This is a genomic window from Sinorhizobium sp. BJ1 (assembly GCF_002531555.1).
In the GTDB taxonomy this organism is placed as follows: Bacteria; Pseudomonadota; Alphaproteobacteria; order Rhizobiales; family Rhizobiaceae; genus Sinorhizobium; species Sinorhizobium fredii_B.
Map to the genome: position 1 here is coordinate 1 of NZ_NWTH01000088.1, position 3,106 is coordinate 3,106.

At 58.6% G+C, this 3,106-nt stretch carries 1 protein-coding gene; it reads right to left on the reverse strand.

Annotation, left to right across the window (positions count from 1 at the left end):
• Positions 1 to 681: 681 nt before the first annotated feature.
• A complete protein-coding gene (locus tag CO676_RS34055; RefSeq protein WP_097524287.1) occupies positions 682 to 1,194 on the reverse strand; it encodes a GNAT family N-acetyltransferase in 513 nt (170 codons plus the stop codon).
• Positions 1,195 to 3,106 lie beyond the last annotated feature (1,912 nt).

The window sequence follows — 3,106 nt, forward strand, 5'->3', positions numbered from 1 at the left end:
ATAGCGAACGGGTGCGGTCTTCTGCTCAAGGCAAGTCCTGCGGCTTCGAGGACCCGCCACACCACGGTGCTGGAGTGCGATGTCGTCCTCATGCATTTTAGACCGGCGGCATACTTCTGTGATAGCCGCGACATGCGGGGTGCAACGACCACCGAGCCACCAGGGATCATTCTCGCTGATCAATTCGGAGGGTTAGAGGGAGCGCATAAGGGGGACCTACCATGGCGATACTCGAAAACGCCTTTAGGGCTGACGTTGTAACTGCCGTTGCTACCGGCAGGGCAGCTGTCGTTCGGATGACCCACGACCGTAGAACGCAATGTAAGAGGCCGAGGTGTTAGCGTCTGCAGGATCGACGGGCAGGCCGTCGAAACCCACGAGAACTGGATGGAGGCCAATCGCTACATCAACATGGACGCTCTCAGAGAGCACAAGAAACTCGCTCTCCGTCACGCCGCATGACCACCGTCTCACCGCCTCAATTTGCTGAACTCGACGCACAGAACCCGTTTTTATCCCCTGCTATCCCTGAGCTCATCAGATTGTCGAGATGGCGAAACTCAGCCGCTTCCCATAATCTTTAAATGCCCTTCAAGCATCTTGGGGATCAGGACGACGACATTTGGCCTTGCGGCCTGACGCGGACAACTTTGAGCCCGAAGCGCAGCAGTTTGCTGACCATCATTGAGGCGGACGGCGCAATTCAAAGAGGTGATAGTTCGTTCCATCAACGACAACTGGCCCGAGGCAAGAAAAACCCAGTCGGGTTCTCGTTCTGAGAGATCGTATATTCGTCGGGCGTACGAAAGAGACCAACCGATCGATGGGCTGGGTCGCGAAGGCAAATTCGATCACTGGCTTTGAGCTTTCCGGCCCAATTCCCTGACCGCACCGGGTTCCGAACAAGCAGGTTCCGGTTTCAATGGCGTTGTCATCGAAGCGGCGCAGCCCGGACCGCCCCACAAAGCGCAAGTCGCCACCATCCTGTCGTTCATAGACCATCCAGAATCCGTATCCGTAGGTTTCCCACTCATGAAGATAGAGGGACAGCCGCGCATCAGACATTTCCCGCGTTGGCGGAATTCCCTCCATCGTCGATGCGACTACTAGCTGATCACAGTGCAGGCGATGCAGGGCATCAGCGTCCCAAGGACGTATTGGACGCATGAATAAACGTTCCGTTTCCAGATTCATGTGAAATTTCCATCGTTGGTTTCATCATTCGCGGTTACCCGCGACATGAATGTCGGTCGGCAGTTCTCGCCGCCTCACACCGAAGGGTTTCAAAACCCGCGCCAACTTGGCTGATCGACCGAAGAAAAATTTGTGATTTCTTTAAAGCCATTTAGCTGACGCAAACGAAGGACCGGCTAAACATGCCTGTGCTGCGGACATGACAAACCCGACACGCAGTGTCGACATAGCGAAACTGCTACGTTGACTTCGCTGGAGCGCCACAACGGCTGGCGCCCTCTTCTCCTCATAAAGCGACCCATTCTCCACAGGGCTGTCCGATGAACTGACTGCCGCATCGAAATTCCGCAGGCGCATGGTTGTCAAGACTTAGGCGGGGGACTCCCCACCGTTTAACAAGCGGATTTTTGAGCGGCGAGAGAGGGGTCGAAGGTGGTGCCCGTTTTGAGCATGGCGCAGGCGACGGCAAGCAGGCGGTCGGCGACATATCGCAGGCCCGACCGTGGCTGTGACCTCGGCTTCGAAGCACGGCGTATTTCAGTCGGCTTCTGAGGTCGTGTTGAACGGCGACGCCCGCCCAATGGTACATGGCTTTGGCAAGTCGATCATGGCGGGCCTGTCTTCTGACGACGATGCAGCTCTTGCCGGAGCGCTTCGTGACCGGCGAGTCACGCCGCTGCAGGGCGAGTCGATGGTGCGCCTGTTTGAGCTGCCGTCCTCCCGGCGAGCCCTTCGCCATCGTGCCTGAAGCCCCTTTCGCCGATTTTTCGGCCATCACCGTCCGTGAGGAACACATGATGGCTCTCCGACGCCCAGTCGACGCCAGCATAACAATGTCTTCGATTAGTCATGCCTTCTCCCCGTTTGAGCATACGCGCCACCGCGATCTTCGCCGATCCCTGTACTGGCGCTCGGAAAAGCACAGGTCCGGCACGAACTCCCCACGGGGCATCGATCACGGCCAATCCGACGGGGCACGTGCACCCCAGGTGCTCGAGGCACACGGGGCGATGGGTCGCTTCCGACGAATGGGCTCGGTTCGGGAAGGCTACGCCAATTCGGGCCGTCGCTCGTGGTGGAGGGAAGTTCCGCTGCGCTTCACGTCGCCACACCACGGCCAGCGTCCAAGAACCGCATGAGAAGGGCACAGGGGGGCGGGCATGCGCTTCTCGCCGCATTCGTGACCTCGGTTGCATTCAAGCCGTCCCGCCAGAGGTTGATCGGAGTCCTCTGGGTAAGCTCACCCAAGATTTCGGGCGATACCTGATGCGGAGCGTGGCCTCTCATCGGCGACCTTGAGCAACTATCTGCCGATTGTTCGAAGCTTTCTAATCCGGCGGTGAGCAACTCGATGCGCCTAGATGAGCTGCACGCAATCGATGTCCATCGTTTCGTTGTCCGTTACGCTAACACGGGAAGCCCTCGCCGGGCGCAGCTGATGATCACAGCATTGCACTCGTTTCTGCGCTTTTCTGCAACAGCGGGGCGCAATCGCGGCGGATCTCGCTCGCGCAGTTCCTGGGGTGGCCAACTGGAGCTTGGCGCACCTGACAAGTCACTTCCGCCTGAATAGGTCGAGCAGATGCTCGCGTTTTGCGATCGCGCCACGCCGGCCGGCCAGCGCGATCATGTTCTAGGATAAGCGTTGCGGCACCGAGACCCTCCCCCATGCCGTCAAGCTCCTCCGATAGAGGCGCGGCGAGCGCCCCTATTTCGGCCAGGGAACGGAAAGCTCCTGCGTTGCGAGTGCCGGATGCAAGCCCTGCGTCAGGCACGTCCGCGATCGATGACATCGCGGAATCGCGTACGAGGCGGTCAGTTCCGTTTAAACCCAGATCCCTGATCATAAATGTAAGCGCGTAGGGACTCCCACGTATCAATTGACGCGCTGATCGAGGATTTTCTGCATGAG